Source organism: Streptomyces sp. NBC_01551 (assembly GCF_026339935.1).
In the GTDB taxonomy this organism is placed as follows: Bacteria; Actinomycetota; Actinomycetes; order Streptomycetales; family Streptomycetaceae; genus Streptomyces.
Map to the genome: position 1 here is coordinate 5,609,948 of NZ_JAPEPX010000001.1, position 19,567 is coordinate 5,629,514.

19 protein-coding genes and 2 pseudogenes are annotated in these 19,567 nt (G+C 71.5%); 13 read left to right on the forward strand and 8 right to left on the reverse strand.

From position 1 onward, the window contains the following. The first annotated feature begins 34 nt into the window (after positions 1 to 34). The 3 genes and pseudogenes from ligD to OG982_RS25310 all read left to right on the forward strand — a co-directional run bounded on the left by ligD (position 35) and on the right by OG982_RS25310 (position 2,284). On the forward strand, positions 35 to 1,054 hold the full coding sequence (ligD, locus tag OG982_RS25300) for a non-homologous end-joining DNA ligase (RefSeq protein ID WP_266949271.1): 1,020 nt from the start codon (positions 35 to 37) through the stop codon (positions 1,052 to 1,054). A gap of 9 nt (positions 1,055 to 1,063) precedes the next feature. Beyond that, positions 1,064 to 1,248: pseudogene (locus OG982_RS25305) on the forward strand (hypothetical protein); the annotation flags it as partial. Positions 1,249 to 1,429: 181 nt separating this feature from the next. Then, positions 1,430 to 2,284 carry an alpha/beta hydrolase gene (locus OG982_RS25310; protein ID WP_266949272.1) on the forward strand — a complete coding sequence of 285 codons (855 nt, stop codon included), beginning with the start codon at positions 1,430 to 1,432 and terminating at the stop codon, positions 2,282 to 2,284. Here OG982_RS25310 and OG982_RS25315 read toward each other — a convergent pair. Then, positions 2,281 to 2,952: a TetR/AcrR family transcriptional regulator gene (locus tag OG982_RS25315; RefSeq protein WP_266949274.1), complete on the reverse strand. Its 672-nt coding sequence runs from the start codon at positions 2,950 to 2,952 to the stop codon at positions 2,281 to 2,283. The genes OG982_RS25310 and OG982_RS25315 overlap by 4 nt on opposite strands. A gap of 154 nt (positions 2,953 to 3,106) precedes the next feature. On the opposite strand from OG982_RS25315, the gene OG982_RS25320 reads away from it, so the two are divergent. Further along, the gene (locus tag OG982_RS25320; RefSeq protein WP_266782861.1) at positions 3,107 to 3,361 is read left to right on the forward strand and encodes a WhiB family transcriptional regulator; all 255 of its coding nucleotides are present in this window, start codon (positions 3,107 to 3,109) and stop codon (positions 3,359 to 3,361) included. 257 nt (positions 3,362 to 3,618) lie between these two features. Here OG982_RS25320 and OG982_RS25325 read toward each other — a convergent pair whose 3' ends face one another. The 4 genes from OG982_RS25325 to OG982_RS25340 all read right to left on the reverse strand — a co-directional run bounded on the left by OG982_RS25325 (position 3,619) and on the right by OG982_RS25340 (position 7,867). Continuing rightward, positions 3,619 to 4,590 (reverse strand): acyl-ACP desaturase, encoded by a 972-nt coding sequence (locus OG982_RS25325; RefSeq protein ID WP_266782859.1) that lies wholly within the window; start codon positions 4,588 to 4,590, stop codon positions 3,619 to 3,621. A gap of 385 nt (positions 4,591 to 4,975) precedes the next feature. Further along, positions 4,976 to 6,622 carry an ABC-F family ATP-binding cassette domain-containing protein gene (locus OG982_RS25330; RefSeq protein WP_266949276.1) on the reverse strand — a complete coding sequence of 549 codons (1,647 nt, stop codon included), beginning with the start codon at positions 6,620 to 6,622 and terminating at the stop codon, positions 4,976 to 4,978. 232 nt (positions 6,623 to 6,854) lie between these two features. Continuing rightward, positions 6,855 to 7,268 (reverse strand): SsgA family sporulation/cell division regulator, encoded by a 414-nt coding sequence (locus tag OG982_RS25335; protein ID WP_266782855.1) that lies wholly within the window; start codon positions 7,266 to 7,268, stop codon positions 6,855 to 6,857. A 188-nt stretch (positions 7,269 to 7,456) separates the two neighbouring features. After that, on the reverse strand, positions 7,457 to 7,867 hold the full coding sequence (locus OG982_RS25340; RefSeq protein WP_266782853.1) for a (4Fe-4S)-binding protein: 411 nt from the start codon (positions 7,865 to 7,867) through the stop codon (positions 7,457 to 7,459). A 183-nt stretch (positions 7,868 to 8,050) separates the two neighbouring features. Here OG982_RS25340 and OG982_RS25345 point away from each other — a divergent pair, with 183 nt between their 5' ends. Together OG982_RS25345 and OG982_RS25350 are read left to right on the forward strand one after the other, a co-directional pair. After that, complete coding sequence (locus tag OG982_RS25345) at positions 8,051 to 8,197, forward strand: hypothetical protein (RefSeq protein WP_266950005.1); 147 nt, start codon at positions 8,051 to 8,053, stop codon at positions 8,195 to 8,197. Further along, positions 8,185 to 9,204 (forward strand): annotated as a pseudogene (locus tag OG982_RS25350) (WD40/YVTN/BNR-like repeat-containing protein); the annotation flags it as partial. The gene OG982_RS25345 and the pseudogene OG982_RS25350, both read left to right, overlap by 13 nt. On the opposite strand, the gene OG982_RS25355 reads toward OG982_RS25350, so the two are convergent. Both OG982_RS25355 and OG982_RS25360 read right to left on the reverse strand, forming a co-directional pair. Beyond that, a complete protein-coding gene (locus tag OG982_RS25355) occupies positions 9,205 to 9,687 on the reverse strand; it encodes a GNAT family N-acetyltransferase (protein ID WP_266782851.1) in 483 nt (160 codons plus the stop codon). 223 nt (positions 9,688 to 9,910) lie between these two features. Next, on the reverse strand, positions 9,911 to 10,210 hold the full coding sequence (locus tag OG982_RS25360; RefSeq protein ID WP_266782849.1) for a YciI family protein: 300 nt from the start codon (positions 10,208 to 10,210) through the stop codon (positions 9,911 to 9,913). Positions 10,211 to 10,236: 26 nt separating this feature from the next. Between OG982_RS25360 and OG982_RS25365 the strand changes: the two genes are divergently transcribed. Then, the gene (locus OG982_RS25365; protein WP_266782847.1) at positions 10,237 to 10,914 is read left to right on the forward strand and encodes an endonuclease V; all 678 of its coding nucleotides are present in this window, start codon (positions 10,237 to 10,239) and stop codon (positions 10,912 to 10,914) included. Here the strand turns inward: OG982_RS25365 and OG982_RS25370 are convergent, their stop codons facing one another. Continuing rightward, positions 10,915 to 12,114: a trans-acting enoyl reductase family protein gene (locus OG982_RS25370; protein WP_266782845.1), complete on the reverse strand. Its 1,200-nt coding sequence runs from the start codon at positions 12,112 to 12,114 to the stop codon at positions 10,915 to 10,917. A 96-nt stretch (positions 12,115 to 12,210) separates the two neighbouring features. Here OG982_RS25370 and OG982_RS25375 point away from each other — a divergent pair, with 96 nt between their 5' ends. The 6 genes from OG982_RS25375 to OG982_RS25400 all read left to right on the forward strand — a co-directional run bounded on the left by OG982_RS25375 (position 12,211) and on the right by OG982_RS25400 (position 19,541). Further along, entirely contained in the window at positions 12,211 to 12,597 is a 387-nt protein-coding gene (locus tag OG982_RS25375; protein ID WP_266949278.1) for an MmcQ/YjbR family DNA-binding protein, read from the forward strand. Between the two features lie 103 nt (positions 12,598 to 12,700). Next, positions 12,701 to 13,831: a CaiB/BaiF CoA-transferase family protein gene (locus OG982_RS25380; protein WP_323139281.1), complete on the forward strand. Its 1,131-nt coding sequence runs from the start codon at positions 12,701 to 12,703 to the stop codon at positions 13,829 to 13,831. Further along, positions 13,831 to 14,856: an LLM class F420-dependent oxidoreductase gene (locus OG982_RS25385; RefSeq protein WP_266949279.1), complete on the forward strand. Its 1,026-nt coding sequence runs from the start codon at positions 13,831 to 13,833 to the stop codon at positions 14,854 to 14,856. Before OG982_RS25380 ends, OG982_RS25385 begins: the two co-directional genes overlap by 1 nt. A gap of 12 nt (positions 14,857 to 14,868) precedes the next feature. Next, positions 14,869 to 16,011: an acyl-CoA dehydrogenase family protein gene (locus tag OG982_RS25390; protein WP_266782841.1), complete on the forward strand. Its 1,143-nt coding sequence runs from the start codon at positions 14,869 to 14,871 to the stop codon at positions 16,009 to 16,011. Positions 16,012 to 16,045: 34 nt separating this feature from the next. Beyond that, positions 16,046 to 17,260, forward strand: a complete 1,215-nt coding sequence (locus OG982_RS25395; protein WP_266949281.1) for an acetyl-CoA C-acetyltransferase — start codon at positions 16,046 to 16,048, stop codon at positions 17,258 to 17,260. A 109-nt stretch (positions 17,261 to 17,369) separates the two neighbouring features. Beyond that, positions 17,370 to 19,541 carry a 3-hydroxyacyl-CoA dehydrogenase NAD-binding domain-containing protein gene (locus tag OG982_RS25400; protein ID WP_266949283.1) on the forward strand — a complete coding sequence of 724 codons (2,172 nt, stop codon included), beginning with the start codon at positions 17,370 to 17,372 and terminating at the stop codon, positions 19,539 to 19,541. Positions 19,542 to 19,567 lie beyond the last annotated feature (26 nt).

The window sequence follows — 19,567 nt, forward strand, 5'->3', positions numbered from 1 at the left end:
GCGCGCCGGGCCGCGCCCGCCTACCGTGGCGCACATGGGTGCTGCCGGTAATGCGATCGAGCTCGACGCCGGAGGGCGGACGGTGCGACTGTCCAACCCGGACAAGGTCTACTTCCCCGAGCGCGGGCTCACCAAGAGGGACGTGGCCGAGTACTACCTGGCGGTCGCGCCCGGCATCACCCGGGCCCTGCGCAACCGCCCCACGACCCTGGAGCGCTACCCGGACGGGGTGGAGGGGGAGTCCTTCTTCCAGAAGCGGGCGCCCAAGAACCTGCCCGACTGGATTCCGACCGCCCACATCGCCTTCCCGAGCGGGCGCACGGCCGACGAGATCTGCCCGACCGAGCCGGCCGCCGTCCTGTGGGCCGCCAACCTGGGCTGCCTCACCTTCCACCCCTGGCCGGTGCGCCGCGATGACACCGACCGCCCCGACGAACTGCGCATCGACCTGGACCCGCAACCGGGTACCGACTACCACCACGCGGTGGCTGCGGCCCACGAACTGCGGACGGTGCTGGACGAGTTGGGACTGCGCGGCTGGCCCAAGACCTCCGGCGGCCGGGGCCTGCACGTCTTCGTGCCGATCGCCCCGCGCTGGACCTTCACCGAGGTCCGGCGGTGCGCGATCGCCCTCGGCCGGGAACTGGAGCGACGGATGCCGGGCAAGGTCACCACGGCCTGGTGGAAGGAGGAGCGCGGCGAGCGGATCTTCGTCGACTACAACCAGACCGCGCGCGACCGCACCATCGCCTCCGCCTACTCGGTCCGACCCCGCCCGCACGCCCCGGTGTCGGCGCCCCTGCGCTGGGACGAGGTGGACGACGCCGAGCCGGGAGACTTCGACATCGTCACGATGCCGGCGCGCTTCGCCGAGCTCGGCGACCTGCACGCGGACATGGACGAGCACGCCTTCGAGCTGGACGCCGTACTGGAACTCGCGGACCGGCACGAACACGACCACGGCCTGGGTGACATGCCCTATCCGCCGGACTACCCGAAGATGCCGGGCGAACCCAAACGGGTCCAGCCCAGCCGGGCCAAACAGGAGGACTGACCGACGGACATACCGTCTCGCACCACGCCCCTGCTCTTCCTCGACGTCGACGGACCGCTCATCCCGTTCGGGGCGACCGCGCGGCAACTGCCGGACGGCTACCCGACGTATCGGACGGTCCGCACGATCCGGCGGCCGACGGCCACCCGCTGCTGGCGCGGGTCAATCCCGCGCACGGGCCGCGCCTGGCGGCGCACCGCCTGACGGCGGGGTTGAGTAGCCCCTCGCGCCGCAGGGCGTCGCTGTCCGGACTAAAAACAACACGAACGATCGTGCTAATATTTTGCCCGTCATCCTGCCCATGCCCTCCGGCCTGGGCGAGCCCTCTGGCCGTTGGCCAGTTGAGGAGATTTCGGAGAACCGGGCATGCACCCCATGGCTTCACTCCTGAGCACCTCCCTCACCCTCGGCGCCCGCGTCGCCCCAGCCCTGGCCGGGCGGGCGGCGTTCGCGCTGTTCGTCCGGCCCATCGGCCGCCCCCGGCTCCGTCCCGAGGAGGCGGAGGTGATGGCCGGGGCGGTGACCGGCCGGCTCACCGTGGACGGCATACCCGTCACCACGTACCGCTGGGGAGACGGCGACCGGCCCGTGCTGGTGGTGCACGGCTGGACCTCGCGCGCCTCGCGGCTCGCCGGTTTCATCACCGCGCTCCGTGCCCAGGGCCGCACCGTCGTCTCCTTCGACGCCCCCGGTCACGGCGAATCCGGCGGCCGCGCCACCACGATCCGCAGGCAGCGCGAGATCATCCGCCGACTGCACGCGGAGCACGGCGACTTCTCGGCCGTCGTGGCCCACTCCTTCGGGGTGCTCACCACGTTCTTCACCCTGCGGGACGGCATCCCCGCGGACCGGATCGTCGGCATCGGGGGGATCGCCGACTTCGACTACCTGATGGCGCAGTTCCGCCGGAACTTCGGCGTGGGCCCGGCCGTCGAGCGCGCGCTGCGCCACCACATCCAGCGCCGCCTCTTCTCCGACGAGCCCGGCATCTGGCCCCGCCTCGACGCCCGTCGCAACCCCGAGGAAGTGCCGGCGGAGATCCTCCTGGTGCACGACGCCGACGACGACATGGCGACCCCGTCCCAGTCCCGCGGCATCGCCGCCGCGTACGGCAACCGGGCCCGGCTGATCGAGACCCGGGGCCTGGGCCACCGCCGCATCCTCGCCGACCCGCAGGTCATCACCGCCGCGGTGGACTTCGTGACGGCCCCGGCGGTCGCGCCGTCCTAGCCGGGGGAGTCGACGGGAGCAGTGGCGGCCGGCCGGTCCGGGAGGGCGTCCGGATCGGCCGCCACCGCACGGAGCCGGGCCAGTACCCCGCGCGCGGCCCGCTCGTAGGCCACCGGGTCCTCGTGCAGCACGGAATGCGCGTTGGCCAGCTCCATCAGCGCGATGATCTCGAAGGCCAGCTGCGGCACCTCCGCCGCGTCCGTCCCCGCCCGGAACCCGCCCGTCAGCCGCGCCTCGTCCAGGAGGCGCTCGATGTACCGCGTCCAGTCGGACCGGGCCTTGGCGATCTCGTCGTGCACGGGGCCGGGACGCGAGTCGAACTCCGCCGCGGCCGCGTAGAAGAAGCAGCCGCCGGGGAAGGTCCGGTCCCTGGAGTAGTCCATCCAGAGCCCGCACACCCGCCAGACCTTGGCCAGACCGGCCGGCTCCCTGCGCACGGGCCGCACGACCACGTCCATGAACACGTCCACGGCGGCGCGGACGGTGGCGAGTTGCAGGTCCTCCTTCGAGCCGAAGAGCGCGAACACTCCGCTCTTGCTCAAGCCCAGATCCGTGGCGATCTTCCCCAGCGACAGGCCCTCCAGGCCGTCCACCGAGGCGATGCTCATGGTGCGCTCGAGGACGGTCCGCCGCGTCTGGTTGCCGCGCTCCACGCGTCCGTCTGCCATAGGGCCCATCTTAACGAACGCACGGTCGTTCACTCTGTGGAGCGGCCGCTGTCAGTGGCGGGTGCGATGCTCGGAGATGTGAACACCGGGGCGCATGAACGCTTGTTGATCAGGTGTTGATAGGACGTCCATCGGTGGCGGACAGTCTCGGCGCATGTCGATGAACACGAGTGAGCGGACGACGACCGCCGCTGCCCCCGCCTGGTACGAACTCGCCCTGTGCGCCCAGACGGGCCCGGGATTCTTCTTCCCGGAGCCGGGCTCGTCGCTGCGCGACGCGAAGCGGCTGTGCGGTGCCTGCGAGGGTCGGGCGGCGTGCCTGGAGTACGCCCTGGCGAACGACGAGCGCTTCGGTGTCTGGGGCGGCCTCTCGGAAACCGAACGCCTCGCGCTGCGCCCGCGCGACTGATCAGGTCCGCGTAGCCCTCCCATTCCGCCGCACCGACCCACCCTGCGCGCGAGCGCGTCTCAGCGCGGTGCGGGCCTCCCGCAGAGCGGTCAGCGAGGAGAGGAGTCGAGGGTGCGGGAGAAACGGGCCAGTTGGTCGATGTCCGCCTGGAGGAAGGTCACGACGCGAAAACCCTGGCAGAGCACGGCTCTGCCAGGGCAATCGTCGTCTCCCCGTCGGGGGAGCGGGAACCGGTCAGGCCCGGGGGCCTGTGGGCATCAGGCCTTGCGGGCCGCGATGCGTGCCGCGCGGGCGGCCAGGCGCTCGTCGAACTTGCGCGCCTCGCCGTCCAGGCCGTTCATGAAGAGGCCGAGCTCCTCCTGGGCCTTCTGGCCGTCGGGGCCCAGGCCGTCGATGTCCATGATCTTCAGGAAGCGGATCACGGGGCTCAGCACGTCGTCGTGGTGGATCCGCAGGTTGTAGACCCCGCCGATCGCCATCTGCGCCGCCATGCGCTCGAAGCCGGGCATGCCGTGTCCGGGCATCCGGAAGTTGACCACGACGTCCCGCACGGCCTGCATGGTGAGGTCCGGGGCGAGCTCGAAGGCCGCGCCCAGCAGGTTGCGGTAGAAGACCATGTGCAGGTTCTCGTCCTGCGCGATGCGGGCGAGCATCCGGTCGCAGACCGGGTCACCGGACTGGTGGCCGGTGTTGCGGTGCGAGATGCGGGTCGCGAGCTCCTGGAAGGCGACGTACGCGACCGAGTGCAGCATCGAGTGCCGGTTGTCGGACTCGAAGCCCTCCGACATGTGCTGCATGCGGAACGCTTCCAGCTTGTCCGGGTCCACGGCGCGGGAGGCGAGCAGGTAGTCGCGCATCACGATGCCGTGACGGCCCTCCTCGGCGGTCCAGCGGTGCACCCAGGTGCCCCACGCGCCGTTGCGGCCGAAGAGCGTCGCGATCTCGTGGTGGTAGCTGGGGAGGTTGTCCTCGGTCAGCAGGTTCACGACCAGCGCGATCTTGCCGATGTCGGTGACCTTGGACTGCTCCGGGTCCCAGGCCTCGCCGTCCTCGAAGAAGCCCGGGAAGTTCCGGCCGTCGCTCCACGGGACGTACTCGTGGGGCATCCAGTCCTTGGTGACCTTCAGATGGCGGTTGAGTTCCTTCTCGACCACCTCTTCCAGCGCGTACAGCAGCTTGGCGTCGGTCCACGCCTCCGAGCTGCCGAGGTGGGGAGAGGTGATCGTCACTGGTACTCCTGGGGACAAAGCGAATTACCTACGGTTCCGTAGCCTACGAACCCGTAGGTTAAGCGCGCCGTGAAGGCCAGCCAAGCCCCACCGGTCCCTATGTCCGATTACATCCGGTTATCTGTGCAGTTTGAGGAGCCGTTTGAGGGCGTGCTGCGGCTGAAAGTCATGCGCAGGGGTGGTTCGACTTTGCCGGATTGACGCCGAATCGATGCCTTGGGCGTCCCCCGGAGGAGGGAATGGCGGAGGTCGGGGGTCCGGTAGGCGCTGCCTCCGGACCCCCGGCCTCCGGTCGTCCGGTGCCCCGGTCCCCGGTTCTCCGATCCCCGGTTCTCCGATCCCCGGCCCCTGGTCTGCCTCTGTCAGGCGGGTCGGCCTTCGGGCATCACTCGTGCCACAGGGACTCCCGGACCTCCTCCGCCGTGGTCGGCCGGAGGTCGCCGTCGAGCAGCAGCCATCGCGTGATGCCGATCGACTCCAGGAACGGCACGTCGTGGCTCGCCACCACGAGCGCGCCCTCGTACGACTCCAGCGCGCCCGCCAGCTGCCGTACGCTCGCCAGGTCCAGATTGTTCGTCGGTTCGTCCAGCATCAGCAGCTGCGGAGCCGGCTCCGCCAGCAGCAGGGCCGCCAGCGCCGCGCGGAAGCGTTCCCCGCCCGACAGGGTGCCGGCCGGGCGGTCCGCGCGGGCACCCCGGAACAGGAAGTGCGCGAGCCGCGCCCGGATCAGGTTGTTCGTGGCCTGCGGGGCGAACCGTGCCACGTTCTCCACGACCGAACGGCCGTCGTCCAGCACGTCCGCGTCCAGTCGCTGCGGCAGGAAGCGCGTCGGAACGTGCGTGATGGCCTCCCCGGACACCGCCGGGACGAGCCCGGCCACCGTGCGCAGCAGGGTGGTCTTGCCCGAGCCGTTGCGGCCCACGAGCGCGATCCGCTCCGGACCGCGCAGCTCCCACTCGCCCGGGACCGAGGCCCCGTGCGCCAGGTGCAGATTGCTCAGGGTCAGCACCTGTCGGCCCGGATGGACCTGGGTGGCGGGCAGCTCGATACGGATCTCCGCATCGTCCCGGACCGCCTCGACCGCCTGGTCGAGCCGCTCCCGGGCGTCCGCGAGCTTCTCGGTGTGCATGATGCGGTGTTTGCCGGCCGACTCCTGCGCCGCGCGCTTGCGGGCGCCCATGACGATCTTCGGCTCGCGCTTGGTGTCGTTCATCTTCTGGCCGTACCGCTTGCGCCGGGCCAACTTGGCGTGCGCGTCGGCCAGGTCCCGCTTCTGCCGCTGTACGTCGGCCTCCGCGACCCGGACCATCCGCTCGGCCGCGTCCTGCTCGGCGGCGAGCATCGCCTCGTAGTCGGTGAAGTTGCCGCCGTACCAGCGCACTTCGCCGTCGCGCAGCTCGGCGATCTGGTCGACCCGGTCGAGGAGTTCGCGGTCGTGGCTGACCAGGATCATCACCCCGGACCAGGACTCGACCGCCGCGTACAGGCGGCGACGGGCCCGCAGGTCCAGGTTGTTGGTGGGCTCGTCGAGCAGCAGGACGTCCGGCCGGGCCAGCAGCAACGCCGCCAGCCGGAGCAGGACGGACTCCCCGCCGGAGAGTTCCCCGACGGTGCGGTCCAGGCCGATCCGGGCGAGCCCGAGCTGGTCGAGCGTGGCGAGGGCCCGCTCCTCGACGTCCCAGTCGTCGCCCACGGCGGCGAAGTTCGCCTCGGTCGCCTCGCCCGCCTCGATGGCGTGCAGGGCGGCGCGGGCGGTGTCGATGCCGAGGGCCTGGTCGACGCGGAGTCCGGTGTCGAGCGTGACGCTCTGCGGGAGGTAGCCGACCGTGCCGGCGACGGCGGAGTGGCCGTCGGTGGGGGCCAGTTCACCGGCGATGAGCTTCAACAGGGTTGATTTGCCGCATCCGTTGAGGCCGATCAGGCCGGTGCGGCCGGGGCCCACGGCCAGGTGGAAGCCGTCGAAGACGGGGGTTCCGTCGGGCCAGTCGAAGGAGAGGGCGGAGCAGGTGACGAAGGTAGGGGCGTGGCTCATGGAGGCCTCCAGGTTGCGTGAGTGTGCGTGCAACTCGGGGAGACAGCCGTACCGGACCGCGGTGGTGGTGCTGACGGGCGGTGATCGGTGTCTCGGACCTCAGACGAGCAATGTCCTACTCCGTTTCGGCGGCAATGGGGCGTCAACGAAGTTACGGGCGGCCTGGGCCGCCCGCAAACGAATTATGGAGGGGGAAGGGTCAGGGGCGGGGGAGGGGTAGCGGAGATGTGTGTCAGCGGCCGCGCATGAGTTCTGCCAGGCCGTGGTCCACGTCGAGGTAGAGGTGTTCCAGGCCCGGCGGTACGACGGCCGCGGCCCGTTCCAGGAAACGGTGCAGCTCGGCCGTGAGCATCAGCACGATCGCGACGCCCTCCGGCGCGTGGAACTCGACGGTCGTCCGGTCGGCGTCGTACGGGCGCACGCGCACGTCGCCCGCGCCCGTCGGGCGGTCCAGCCCGGACTCCAGCAGCTCGCGCGCGAAGGTCCAGGAGATCTCGATGCCCTCCAGCGTGGCCGGGGCGGGGAAGGCCATGCGGATGGCGAAGGGATCCGCGCGGTCGTAGCTGAGCGTGACAGGTACGGTCTCGACCTTCGGGGCGGTGGCGACCAGACGGGCCTGCACGGCCTGCTCGATGACAGTGATCAAGGCTCGCTCCCTTGCGGCGGATCTGCTGGCGGGCCTGGGGTGGAGCCCGACAACCGGATAGACGCCGGAATCGGCAATTCCGTGCATGCGGAGTTGCGTGAGCTGTGTCACCGATTGGCCGAAACGCGTCCGTGTGATCGCACAGAGTGACCGTGGGGGAGGGTGGGACGGGGATGGGAGAAGGGGTCTCAGTCCGCGCCGCAGGCTCCGGAGTGATCGCAATAAGGCTGGTTCCGGCTCACTCCACAGGCGCAAAGCATCGCCCGGGTCTCCCTGCGGACCCCTTCCGGAGTCGTCACGCTCAGTTCGCCGCGCAGGATCAGTTGGCCGACGGAGGACCGTACGACGGTGGTCGGCCGGTCCGGTTCCTCGGCCGGGCCGTCGGAGAGGCGGTACTGGAGCGCGCCCGAGGGACAGCGCCGGATCACCTCGGCGACCCGCTCGGGATCAGCCGCGTCCGGCTGCACCCAGGGGCGCTGCCCGGAGTCGAAGACCTCGGGCAGGCCGTGCACGCATTCGGCGGCGTGGAGGCACCGCCCGACGTCGTAGGTGACGGTGATGTGCTTGCCGTCGTAGGCCTTGGGTTCCTTGGAGGGCATGGGGCCAGCGTAGGAATGTGGCGGTGGGGACGCACCCTGGACGGCGATTCCGGGGTGCGTTAGCTTCCGGCGCCATGAGACTTCTGGGAGTTGGGGCTGGGGTTGGGGTCGGGTTTGGCGTCGCGGTGCGGGGCGGGGTGTGCGCGGTGAGCTTGGTGTTGGGGGTGATGGGGGCGCCGGCTGTTGCGGGTGAGGGGGCTGGCGGTGATTCGGGTGCTGGTGGTGCCGGTGGTGCTGCTGGTGCCGGTGGTGCTGCTGGTGCCGCTCGTGCCGCCGGTGCTGCTCGTGGCGACGGTGCTGGTGGGTTACGTGGGCTGGGGTGGGGGGTGAAGGAGACCGGGAAGGACTCCCGGTTCCGGGGGCTGGCCGCCGTCAGTCGTAGTACGGCCTGGGTGGCCGGGTCCAAGGGGACCGTGCTCAGGACCGTGGACGGGGGCCGCACGTGGCGGGACGTTTCGCCGCCCGGGGCGGTGGCGGAGGGGCTGGAGCTGCGCGACATCGAGGCCTTCGACGCCCGGCGCGCGGTGGCGCTGTCCATCGGTGAGGGCGAGGCCTCCCGGGTGCTGCGGACCGAGGACGGAGGGGCGACATGGAGCGAGACCTTCCGTAACCCCGATCCGCGGGCCTTCTACGACTGCCTGACGTTCTTCGACTCCCGGCACGGACTCGCGATGAGCGACCCGGTGGACGGCAAGTTCCGCATCCTGTCCACGGACGACGGCGGCCGTAGCTGGGAGGTCCTGCCGAGCACCGGCATGCCGGACGCGCTGCCGGGTGAGGCCGGCTTCGCGGCCAGCGGGCAGTGTCTCGTCAGCGCCGGGGCGCGGGACGTGTGGCTTGCCACGGGTGGCGGCGCCGTCTCGCGCGTGCTGCACTCCGGGGACCGGGGGCGGAGCTGGAAGGTGGCCGAATCCGTGATCCCGGCGGGAGACCCGGCGAAGGGCGTGTTCGCCCTCGCCTTCCGCGACCGTACGACGGGCCTCGCCGTCGGCGGTGACTACCGGGCCGGGCAGGCCTCCCCGCGGGCCGCAGCGGTGTCGTCCGACGCGGGCCGCACCTGGCGCCCGGCGACGACCCCGCCGCCCGGCTACCGCTCGGGCGCGGCCTGGCACCCGTACGCCCGGGGAGCGGCGCTGGCGGTGGGACCGACGGGCACCGATGTGACGCTGGACGGGGGGCGGACTTGGCGGGCGCTGGACGCGGGGTCGTTCGACACCGTGGACTGCGCGGGCGACGGGGGATGCTGGGCTGCGGGGGAGAAGGGGCGGGTGGGGAGGTTGGAGAAGCCTGAAGGGTTGGAGAGGTCTGAAAGGCTGGAGAGGTTGGACCGGGGCTGATCAGGGCCTTGTGTTGGTGAAGAGGTCCATGCCCGGGTAGCGGCCACTGACGAAGCCCGCTGCCTTGTAGACGGGCTCGCCGTCGGCGCTGGCGTGCAGCTGGATGTAGTGGATGCCGCTGTCGTTGAGCCAGGAGACGAGCCCGTCGACGATCCGGCGGCCGTGGCCGCGTCCGCGGGCGGCCTCGTCGGTGACGATGCCGTCGAGGTAGCCGCGGCGGCCGTCGGTCCACTGGGGGCTGGGGAGGTGGTACGTCACCCAGGCCATGCCGGTGGCCAGCAGGGGCTCGCCGGGGGCTCCGCCGACTACCAGGCAGTGCACGTCGGTTCGGCCGGTGATGCGTTCGCGGAACCAGCCGTGGGCGTTCTCGCGCCAGACGGAGTCGGCGGGGCCGGGGTCGACGCCGAGGCTGGACAGGGCGACGGCGCGCAGGCGTATCAGCTCGGGGATGTCGGCGGGGGTTGCGGGGCGGGGGGTGGTCAAGGGGAACTCCGTGGGCGGGGTGGGGCGGGGCGGGGCGCTGCGGTGCGGGGGTGGTGCCGGGCGGGGTTGGGCGGTGCCCAGGGACGGGTCCCGCCGACCGCGTGTTCAGCCCCGCCGGCGTTCGCGGCGCGGGGTCGCCGCGCCACAGATCGCCACGCGCTTCGCACGGCTTGGCGGCTGACCGCCGTATGGGGCCGCCGGGACGCCTCCAGGTCGGGCGACGCTACGGCAGCGGGGTTTCGCGGACCGTCGCGAGGTCGGCCGAGGTCTTCGTGGCGATGAACTCGGTGATGCGGTACTCGCAGACCCCGGCCACCGTGAAGGGGTCGTCGGCGGCGATCTTCTCGATCTCCGCGCGGGAGACCCCGCCGGCCAGGACGACGCCGCCGTCGCGCGGGACCTTGCGGCCGGACGCGAGGAAGACGCCTGCCGCGTAGTGGCCGTCCAGCCAGGCGATGTGGGCGTCCATCTGCTCTTCGACGGCTTCGATGGGCGCGATGTAGGTGAGCTCCATGACGAACATGATCGCCAGGCTACTCTCGCACCATCATGACGAGCGTGAAGACCCCCGCCGACGAGGCCGAGGCCCGGGCGATACAAGACGAACTGCGTAAGAGTGTGGTGCTGGACGAGGCTGGGCCCGCTGTGGGGCTCGGGCTGATCGCCGGTGTGGACGTCGCGTACGACGACGAGCGCGATCTGGTGGCCGCGGCGGCCGTGGTGCTCGACGCGGCGACGTTGGAGGTGGTGGAGGAGGCGACTGCCGTCGGGCGTGTGAGCTTTCCGTATGTGCCCGGGCTGCTGGCGTTTCGGGAGTTGCCGACGGTTTTGGCCGCGCTGGACGCGTTGAGCGCTGCTCCGGGGCTCGTGGTGTGCGACGGGTACGGGTTGGCGCATCCGCGTGGGTTCGGGCTTGCCTGCCATCTCGGGGTGGTGACCGGGTTGCCCAGTATCGGCGTTGCGAAGAACCCCTTTACGTTTGCCTACGAGGAGCCGGGCGCGCGGCGGGGCGACGTCTCGTCGCTTGTCGCGGCGGACGGGCAGGTCGTCGGGCGGGCGCTGCGGACTCAGGGCGGGGTCAAGCCGGTCTATGTGTCCGTCGGGCACCGTGTTTCGTTGGACAACGCCTGTGCGCAGACGCTGGCTTTGAGTCCCCGGTTCAGGATTCCGGAGACCACGCGGCACGCCGACTCGCTGTGCCGGCGTGCGCTGCGTGAGGCGTCCTGATCAGCGGGCGTCGGCCACCCGGAAGCGGATGCCGGCCTTCTGGAGGCGGTCCAGGAGGGCGTCGCCCATGGCCACCGCGGTGGTGAGCTGGCCCGCCCGGTCGGGGAGGGTGTCGTACGCGAGGCAGAGGGCCGATTCCGCGAGCATCTTCGCCGTCTCGCCGTAGCCCGGGTCGCCGCCCGAGACCTCGGTGAAGACCCGGCGGCCGCCGCCGGTGCCGACGAAGCGGACGGTGAACCAGCTGCGCGCCCGGCGCGCCGCGTCCGGGCCCCGGCCCGACTCCCAGCGGCTCATCAGCCAGCGCCGCGCGGGCGGGAGCTGGGCCAGGGCGGCGGTCGCGCCGAGGGCCGCCGTACCGCCCAGGGCGATGGGGAGGTGCTGGACGGAGGCGTAGTGCCGGTAGCGGAAGTCCGGGCCGTAGCGGTCCAGGGCGGCGGCCGAGCGGGCGACGATCCGGGGGTCGAGCGCGGGCAGCGGCAGGGCCCAGGTGCCGGTCTCGGTGCTGAACCGGGGGGCGCCCAGGGGGCCTCGTACGCGGCGTCCCAGGAGGCGGGGCTCGTGCAGGCGGCGGGTGTGGGCGGCGGCCAGGGTCTGGGGGCCGCGGCCGATCGCGGTCAGGGCGGAGGCCAGGGTGCCGCCGGAGAAGAGGGCGTTGGAGCGCATGAAGCCGTCCACGCGGAGCGGGACGCCCTCGGGGAGCTGGTTCACGGTGAAGTACGCGCCGAGGTCGGCCGGGATGGAGTCGAAGCCGCAGGCGTGGACGAGGCGGGCTCCGGTCTCGCGGGCCCGGGCGTCGTGCTCGACGTACGTCCGGTCGACGAACTCGGGCTCGCCGGTGAGGTCCAGGTAGTCGGTGCCGGCCTCGGCGCAGGCGGCGACGAGTTCGGCGCCGTACCAGATGTACGGGCCGACGGTCGTGGCCAGCACCCGGGTGGAGGCGGCCAGTTCGCGCACCGCCTCGGTGTCCCGGGCGTCGGCCCGGAGCAGTGGAAGGTCCGCGCAGGCCGGGTCGAGGGCGGTGAGGTGCTCGCGCAGCCGTTCCAGCTTTCCGAGGTCCCGGCCCGCCAGGGCCCACCGGCAGTCGGCGGGGGCGTGTGCGGCGAGGTACTCGGCGGTGAGTGCTCCCACGAACCCGGTCGCGCCGAAGAGCACTACGTCGTAGGCCCGTTCCGGATCGCCTTGCCGAACCCCTGCGTTCATGTGACCGCTCCTCCCAGCTGTTGTCGGTGGCTGAGGCTAGCGTGAGTCTCGACTGTCCGTGCGAGCAGGTGTGACCTGCGGTAAGTGGAGGCGTCGATGAAGGCTGCGGTGCGCAAGTGGGAGGCGGTGCGGGAGTTCGCCCTGGGGCTTCCGGAGGCGGTCGAGGAGTTTCCCTGGGGTCCCGAGGACTGTGTGGTGAAGGTCAACAAGAAGATCTTCGTGTTCTTGGGCAATACCGACGGGCCGCCCGGGCTGTCGGTCAAGCTGAAGGACGAGGCGCTGCACGGGCACGCGATGACGGCGCCGGGCGCGACGCCCACCGGGTACGGGCTGGGCAAGGCGGGCTGGGTGTCGGTGCCGCTGGCGGAGAAGGGCGCGCCGTCGGCCGAGGTGCTCTGCGAGTGGGTGGAGGAGAGCTATCGGACCGTGGCCCTCAAGCGGCATCTGAGGGAATTGGACGCCCGGATCGAGACAACCGGCTAAGCGCTTGCTTGCTTGGGGCTTGTGCTGAGTGGAACACGTTCCTAGCATCGCTGGTGTTACATCAGTTGTGTCACACCGTGCGGCTAACAATGCTGGGGGCTCGATGGCAGTGACAGGGAACGGCCCGCTCGCCGGAGTGCGCGTCGTCGAGCTGGCGGGCATCGGCCCGGGCCCGTTCGCCGCCATGCTCCTCGCCGACCTGGGGGCCGATGTCGTACGGGTGGACCGGCCCGGCGGCGGCGGGCTCGCCGTCAACCCGGCGTACGACGTCACCAACCGCAACAAGCGGTCCGTCCTGATCGACCTGAAGTCCGCCGAGGGGCCCGAGCGGGTGCTGGAGCTGGTCGAGCGGGCCGACGTGCTCATCGAGGGCTTCCGTCCCGGGGTGGCCGAGCGGCTCGGCGTGGGACCCGCCGACTGCCACGCGCGGAACCCGAAGCTGGTGTACGGCCGGATGACCGGCTGGGGCCAGGAAGGCCCACTCGCGCACTCCGCCGGGCACGACATCGCGTACATCGCCGTCACCGGAGCCCTCGGCATGATCGGGAACCCGGGTGAGCCCCCGGCCGTTCCCGCCAACCTCGTCGGGGACTACGCGGGCGGTTCGCTCTATCTGGTGATCGGCGTCCTCGCGGCCCTCCAATACGCCCGCACCCCGGGCGGCGCGGGCCAGGTCGTGGACGCGGCCATCGTCGACGGGACCGCCCACCTCACCGCCATGATCCACGGCATGGTCGCGGCCGGCGGCTGGCAGGACCGGCGCGGGGCCAATCTGCTGGACGGCGGCTGCCCCTTCTACGGCACGTACGAGACCTCCGACGGGCAGTACATGGCGGTCGGGGCATTGGAGCAGCAGTTCTACGACGAGTTCGTCCGGCTGCTGGGGATCGTGGAGGAAGCGCCCGCGCGCAGGGACGTGGCGCGGTGGGGGGAGCTGCGTGAGGCCGTTGCCGCGCGGTTCAAGGCTCGCACCCGCGCCGAGTGGACGGCGGTCTTCGAGGGGACCGACGCCTGTGTGGCACCCGTGCTCTCGCTGCGCGAGGCGCCGCAGCACCCGCACCTCGCCGCCCGCGGCACCTTCACCGACTTCGGCGGGATCACCCAGCCCGCCCCCGCGCCCCGGTTCTCCGCGACCCCGACCGCCGTCACCGGCGGCCCCGCCCAGCCGGGGGCCGACACCGAAGCCGTGGCCGCCGACTGGGGCGTGCCGGGCCTGACCGCGAAGGGCGCCTGATGGAACTGTCGATGATGCTCGACTACGCCGAGGACCCGCGCCGGGCCGCCGACGAGGCCGCCGCGCTGGAGTCGGCCGGTCTCGACGCCGTCTGGGTCGCCGAGGCGTGGGGCTTCGACTCCCCGACGATCATGGGCTACCTCGCCGCCCGCACCGAGCGGATGAAGATCGGCTCGGCGATCGTCAACGTCTACTCCCGCACCCCCGCCCTCATCGCCCAGACGGCCGCCGGGCTGGACGCGCTCTCCGGCGGGCGGGCCCTGCTCGGACTCGGCGCCTCCGGGCCGCAGGTGGTCGAGGGCTGGCACGGGAAGCCGTACGACAAGCCGCTCGGCCGGACCCGCGAGACGGTCGGGCTGTGCCGCCGCATCTGGCGCCGCGAGACCATCGACCACCACGGCATCACCGACATGCCGCTGCCGCCCGAGAAGGGCGGCCGGCACGGCAAGCCGCTGAAGATGCTCACCCGGCCGGTGCGGAGCGACATCCCCGTCTACATCGCCTCGCTGGGGCCCGCGAACGTGCGGATGACCGCCGAGATCGCCGACGGCTGGCTGCCCACCCTGTTCATCCCCGAGAAGGCCGACGCGGTGTGGGGGAGCGCCCTCGCCGAGGGCGCCGCCCTGCGGGCCCCGGAGCTCGGGCCGCTGGAGACCGTGGCGGGCGGGCTGCTCGCCATCGGTGAGGACGCGGCCGCCGTACGGGACCTCGCGCGCCCGCAGATCGCCCTGTACGTCGGGGGCATGGGCGCGGCCGGCAAGAACTTCTACAACGACCTCGCCGTCGCCTACGGGTACGAGGAGGAGGCCCGCAAGATCCAGGAGCTCTACCTCTCCGGCCGCAAGCGCGACGCCGCGGCCGCCGTCCCGGACGAGTTCTGCGAGCTCATGACCCTGTGCGGGCCGGAGGGCTACGTCCGCGAGCGGGTCGAGGCCTTCCGGGAGGCCGGCGTCACGATGCTCAACGTCACCCCGGTCGGCCCCGACCCGGCCCGGCTGATCGAAACCGTCAAGAACTGGCTGTAAGGAGCCGCATCCATGAGACGCCAGATCTTCGACGCCGACCACGAGGCGTTCCGAGAGACCGTCCGCGCCTTCCTCGCCAAGGAGGTGCTGCCGCACTACGACCAGTGGGAGAAGGACGGCATCGTCAGCCGCGAGGCCTGGCTGGCCGCCGGCCGCCAGGGACTGCTGGGCCTGGCCGTCCCCGAGGAGTACGGGGGAGGCGGCAACGCCGACTTCCGCTACGCCGCCGTGATAGCCGAGGAGTTCACCCGCGCGGGCGCCGCCGGGCTCGCGATCGGCCTGCACAACGACATCATCGGCCCGTACCTGACCTCGCTGGCCACCGAGGAGCAAAAGCACCGCTGGCTGCCCGGCTTCTGCTCCGGCGAGACCATCACCGCCATCGCGATGACCGAGCCGGGCGCGGGCTCAGACCTCCAGGGGATCCGCACCACCGCCGAGGACCGGGGCGACCACTGGCTGCTCAACGGCTCCAAGACCTTCATCTCCAACGGCATCCTCGCCGACCTGGTCATCGTCGTCGCGAAGACCACCCCCGAGGGCGGTGCGCACGGGCTGTCGCTGCTGGTCGTCGAGCGCGGCGCCGAGGGCTTCGAGCGCGGCCGCAACCTCGACAAGATCGGCCAGAAGTCCCAGGACACCGCCGAGCTGTTCTTCAACGACGTGCGCGTCCCGAAGGAGAACCTGCTCGGCGAGCTGAACGGCGCCTTCGTCCACCTGATGACCAACCTCGCGCAGGAGCGGATGGGCATCGCGATGGCCGGCATCGCCGCCGCCGAGTACCTGCTGGAGATCACGACCCAGTACGTGAAGGAGCGGGAGGCCTTCGGGCGGCCGCTGTCCAAGCTCCAGCACATCCGCTTCGAGATCGCGGAGATGGCCACCGAGTGCGCCGTCACCCGCACCTTCCTCGACCGCTGCATCACCGACCACTCCAACGGCGAGCTGGACCACGTCCACGCCTCGATGGCCAAGTGGTGGGCCACCGAACTCCAGAAGCGGGTCGCCGACCGCTGCCTGCAACTGCATGGCGGCTACGGGTACATGACCGAATACCGGGTCGCGCGGGCCTTCACCGACGGCCGCATCCAGACCATCTACGGCGGCACGACCGAGATCATGAAAGAGATCATCGGTCGTTCCCTGCTCGGCTGACCTCCCCCTCGCACACCTCCGAAAGGCTTGACCAGTGAGCACCGAAGCTTACGTATACGACGCGATCCGCACCCCGCGCGGCCGCGGCAAGGCCAATGGCTCCCTGCACGGCACCAAGCCGATCGACCTCGTCGTCGGCCTCATCGACGCCCTGCGCGAGCGCAACCCCGGCCTGGACCCGGCCACCATCGACGACATCGTGCTCGGCGTCGTCGGCCCCGTCGGCGACCAGGGCTCCGACATCGCCCGCATCGCGGCCATCGCCGCCGGGCTCCCGGACACCGTGGCCGGCGTGCAGGAGAACCGCTTCTGTGCCTCGGGCCTGGAGGCCGTCAACCTGGCCGCCGCGAAGGTCCGCTCCGGCTGGGAGGACCTGGTCCTCGCGGGCGGCGTGGAGTCCATGTCCCGCGTCCCGATGGCCTCCGACGGCGGCGCCTGGTTCGCCGACCCGATGACCAACTGGGACACCGGCTTCGTCCCGCAGGGCATCGGCGCCGACCTGATCGCCACCATCGAGGGATTCTCCCGGCGCGACGTGGACGAGTACGCGGCGCTGTCGCAGGAGCGCGCGGCGGCCGCCATCAAGGACGGCCGCTTCGCCAAGTCCGTCGTCCCGGTCACCGACCGCAACGGCCTGATCGTCCTGGACCACGACGAGTTCGTCCGCCCGGGCACGACCGCCGACACCCTCGCCAAGCTCAAGCCGTCCTTCGCGGACATCGGCGAGCTCGGCGGTTTCGACGCCGTCGCGCTGCAGAAGTACCACTGGGTCGAGAAGATCGACCACGTCCACCACGCGGGCAACTCCTCCGGCATCGTCGACGGCGCCTCGCTCGTCGCGATCGGCTCCCGCGAGGCGGGGGAGCGCAACGGCCTCGCGCCCCGCGCCCGGATCGTCTCGGCCGCCGTCTCCGGCTCCGAGCCCACCATCATGCTCACCGGCCCCGCCCCCGCCACCCGCAAGGCGCTCGCCAAGGCCGGCCTGACCATCGACGACATCGACCTGGTCGAGATCAACGAGGCCTTCGCGGGCGTCGTGCTGCGCTTCGTCAAGGACATGGGCCTCTCCCTCGACAAGGTCAACGTCAACGGCGGCGCCATCGCGCTCGGCCACCCGCTCGGCGCCACCGGCGCGATGATCCTCGGCACGATCGTCGACGAGCTGGAGCGCCAGGACAAGCGCTACGGGCTCGTCACCCTCTGCGTCGGCGGCGGCATGGGCGTCGCCACCATCGTCGAACGCCTGTAGCCGTGCGGCGCGGCGCGGGTCCGACGACCCCGTGGCGCCCGAGCCGGACCACCCGGCCCCCCTCCCGCCCGGCCCTGCCGAACCAGACTTCCACGGAGAGACCCACCCCATGACCGAGACCCGCACCATCCGCTGGGAACAGGACGAGACCGGCGTCGTCACCCTGATCCTCGACGACCCCAACCAGTCCGCCAACACGATGAACCAGGCGTTCAAGGACTCCATCGCGGCGATCGCCGACCGCGCCGAGGCCGAGAAGGACTCCATCCGGGGCATCATCTTCACCTCCGCCAAGAAGACCTTCTTCGCGGGCGGCGACCTCAAGGACATGATCCGGCTGCGCCCGGCGGACGCGCAGATCGCCTTCGACACCGGCACCGAGATCAAGCGCTCCCTGCGCCGGATCGAGACCCTCGGCAAGCCCGTCGTCGCCGCCATCAACGGCGCCGCCCTCGGCGGGGGTTACGAGATCTGCCTCGCCTCCCACCACCGCGTCGCCCTCGACGCGCCCGGCTCCAAGATCGGCCTGCCCGAGGTCACCCTCGGTCTGCTCCCCGCCGGTGGCGGCGTCACCCGTACCGTGCGCCTGATGGGCATCGCCGACGCGCTGCTCAAGGTACTGCTCCAGGGCACCCAGTACACCCCGCAGCGCGCCCTGGACAACGGCCTCGTGCACGAACTGGCCGCCACGCCCGAGGAGATGCTGGCCAAGGCCCGCGCCTTCATCGACGCCAACCCGGAGTCGAAGCAGCCCTGGGACGTCCCCGGCTACCGCATCCCGGGCGGCACGCCGTCGAACCCGAAGTTCGCCGCCAACCTCCCCGCGTTCCCGGCCAGCCTGAAGAAGCAGCTGAACGGTGCCCCGTACCCGGCGCCGCGCAACATCCTGGCCTGCGCCGTCGAGGGCTCCCAGGTGGACTTCGAGACCGCGCTCACCATCGAGGCCCGCTACTTCACCGAGCTGGTCACCGGACAGACCGCCAAGAACATGATCCAGGCGTTCTTCTTCGACCTCCAGGCCGTCAACGCCGGCCGCAGCCGCCCGCAGGGCATCGAGCCGCGCGCCGTCCGCAAGGTCGCCGTCCTCGGCGCCGGCATGATGGGCGCCGGCATCGCCTACTCCTGCGCCCGCGCGGGCATCGAGGTGGTGCTCAAGGACGTCACCCCCGAGGCCGCCGCCAAGGGCAAGGCGTACTCCGAGAAGCTGCTCGACAAGGCGCTCTCCCGGGGCCGTACGACCGAGGCCAAGCGCGCCGAGCTGCTCGCCCGGATCACCCCGACCGCCGAGGCCGCCGACCTGGCGGGCTGCGACGCCGTGATCGAGGCCGTCTTCGAGGACACCGCCCTCAAGCACAAGGTGTTCCAGGAGATCCAGGACGTCATCGCGCCCGACGCGCTGCTCTGCTCCAACACCTCCACGCTGCCCATCACCGGGCTGGCGGAGGGCGTTTCGCGCCCCGTCGACTTCATCGGGCTGCACTTCTTCTCGCCCGTCGACAAGATGCCGCTGGTGGAGATCATCAAGGGCGAGCGCACCGGCGACGAGGCGATCGCCCGCGCCTTCGACCTGGTCCGCCAGATCAACAAGACCCCGATCGTGGTCAACGACTCGCGCGGCTTCTTCACCTCCCGCGTCATCGGCCAGTTCATCAACGAGGGCGTGGCGATGGTCGGCGAGGGCATCGAGCCCGCCTCGATCGAGCAGGCGGCGGCGCAGGCCGGCTACCCGGCCAAGGTGCTGTCCCTGATGGACGAGCTGACCCTGACCTTGCCCCGCAAGATCCGCAACGAGAGCCGCAAGGCCTTCGAGGCCGAGGGCAAGGCGTGGACCGAGCACCCCGCCGACGCGGTCATCGACCGGATGGTGGACGAGTTCGGGCGCCCCGGGCGCAGCGGCGGGGCCGGCTTCTACGCGTACGACGAGAGCGGCAAGCGCGCCGGCATCTGGCCGGGCCTGCGCGAGCACTTCGCCAAGCCGGGCCATGAGATCCCGTTCGAGGACATGAAGGAGCGGATGCTCTTCTCCGAGGCCCTGGACACCGTCCGCTGCCTCGACGAGGGCGTGCTCACCTCGATCGCCGACGCCAACATCGGCTCCATCATGGGCATCGGCTTCCCCGCCTGGACGGGCGGCGTGATCCAGTACGTCAACGGCTACGAGGGCGGCCTCGCGGGCTTCGTCGCCCGGGCGCGCGAGCTGGCCGAGAAGTACGGTGAGCGCTTCATCCCGCCGGCCTCGCTGGTCGCGAAGGCCGAGCGCGGCGAGACGTACGCCGACTGAGCGGACGGCCGCGCCGCGGTCCCGGG

What these genes read in the sequence shown, in the direction of transcription:
- OG982_RS25360 (WP_266782849.1), bottom strand. Translation starts at nt 10,210, where the DNA reads ATGTTCGTCATGGAGCTCACCTACATCGCGCCCATCGAAGCCGTCGAA.
- OG982_RS25390 (WP_266782841.1), top strand. Translation starts at nt 14,869, where the DNA reads ATGAGACGCCAGATCTTCGACGCCGACCACGAGGCGTTCCGAGAGACC.
- OG982_RS25370 (WP_266782845.1), bottom strand. Translation starts at nt 12,114, where the DNA reads ATGAACGCAGGGGTTCGGCAAGGCGATCCGGAACGGGCCTACGACGTA.
- OG982_RS25320 (WP_266782861.1), top strand. Translation starts at nt 3,107, where the DNA reads ATGTCGATGAACACGAGTGAGCGGACGACGACCGCCGCTGCCCCCGCC.
- OG982_RS25380 (WP_323139281.1), top strand. Translation starts at nt 12,701, where the DNA reads ATGGCAGTGACAGGGAACGGCCCGCTCGCCGGAGTGCGCGTCGTCGAG.
- OG982_RS25330 (WP_266949276.1), bottom strand. Translation starts at nt 6,622, where the DNA reads ATGAGCCACGCCCCTACCTTCGTCACCTGCTCCGCCCTCTCCTTCGAC.
- OG982_RS25385 (WP_266949279.1), top strand. Translation starts at nt 13,831, where the DNA reads ATGGAACTGTCGATGATGCTCGACTACGCCGAGGACCCGCGCCGGGCC.
- OG982_RS25375 (WP_266949278.1), top strand. Translation starts at nt 12,211, where the DNA reads ATGAAGGCTGCGGTGCGCAAGTGGGAGGCGGTGCGGGAGTTCGCCCTG.
- OG982_RS25310 (WP_266949272.1), top strand. Translation starts at nt 1,430, where the DNA reads ATGGCTTCACTCCTGAGCACCTCCCTCACCCTCGGCGCCCGCGTCGCC.
- OG982_RS25315 (WP_266949274.1), bottom strand. Translation starts at nt 2,952, where the DNA reads ATGGCAGACGGACGCGTGGAGCGCGGCAACCAGACGCGGCGGACCGTC.
- OG982_RS25340 (WP_266782853.1), bottom strand. Translation starts at nt 7,867, where the DNA reads ATGCCCTCCAAGGAACCCAAGGCCTACGACGGCAAGCACATCACCGTC.
- OG982_RS25365 (WP_266782847.1), top strand. Translation starts at nt 10,237, where the DNA reads ATGACGAGCGTGAAGACCCCCGCCGACGAGGCCGAGGCCCGGGCGATA.
- ligD (WP_266949271.1), top strand. Translation starts at nt 35, where the DNA reads ATGGGTGCTGCCGGTAATGCGATCGAGCTCGACGCCGGAGGGCGGACG.
- OG982_RS25400 (WP_266949283.1), top strand. Translation starts at nt 17,370, where the DNA reads ATGACCGAGACCCGCACCATCCGCTGGGAACAGGACGAGACCGGCGTC.